The organism is Halorubrum sp. AJ67 (assembly GCF_000513435.1).
Window position 1 is genome coordinate 183,512 of the sequence record NZ_CBVY010000005.1, and the last position, 888, is coordinate 184,399.

At 69.9% G+C, this 888-nt stretch carries 1 protein-coding gene and 1 pseudogene; both read right to left on the reverse strand.

Translation table 11 applies throughout. The features are described 5' to 3' along the window. On the reverse strand, positions 1–667 hold a 667-nt coding region (locus tag BN903_RS07020; protein ID WP_048077053.1), incomplete at its 3' end, for a MoxR family ATPase. Then, positions 660–888 (reverse strand): annotated as a pseudogene (locus BN903_RS17325) (DUF4350 domain-containing protein); the annotation flags it as partial. The pseudogene BN903_RS17325 and the gene BN903_RS07020, both read right to left, overlap by 8 nt.

Sequence of the window (888 nt, forward strand, 5' to 3'; positions counted from 1 at the left end):
CGGGATCCGCGACGAACACGTCGGTGACGGCCTCGCTTGCGGTCCGCACGTCCTCCGGCTCGATCACCTGCGGGACCGCGTCGGCGTCGAGGCCCGGCGCGTCGTCGAACCGATCCAGCACCTCCCGCTCGTCGGCGCGACCGGGCACCTCGACGGTGTACTTGAGCTGGAAGCGGTCCCGCTGGGCCTCGGGCAGCTCGAAGACCCCCTCCATCTCGATCGGGTTCTGCGTGGCGACGACCATGAACGGCTGCGGCAGCCGGAGCGTCTCCCCCTCGATGGTGACCGTCGACTCCTCCATCGCCTCCAAGAGCGCGCTCTGGGTCTTCGGCGTGGCGCGGTTGATCTCGTCGGCGACCACCACGTTCGAGAACACCGGCCCCTTGCGGAGCTGGAACTCCCCCGTCGCCTGCTGGTAGACGTTTGTCCCCGAGACGTCGGCGGGGACCATGTCCGGGGTCATCTGGATCCGACCGTACGAGAGGCCGAGCGCCCGGGCGAACGCGTTCGCGATCGTCGTCTTCGCGACGCCGGGGACCCCTTCCAAGAGCACGTGGCCGTCCGTGAGCAGCGCGATCGTGAGTCCCTCGAGCACGTCGTCGTTGCCGACGACGACGTCGCTCGTCGCCTCCCGGATCGCGTCGTACACCGCCTCGGGGCTACTCATCTTCTCTCCCTGCGTCCCGCTCGGACAAAACGTCTGTCATCGCGTTGCGAAGTCGCGTCTCGTCCCACTCTGGGTAGCGATTCCGGAGCGCGTCGAGGACGGCCGCCTCGTCGACCGCGGGCCCTCCCCGCTCTCCCGAGCCGAGGAGCCACGGCGGAAGCCGTGCCTGAAAGCGTCGCGACAGCAGGGCGTCGAGCCGCTGGCCGACCGCGCGGCCGAGG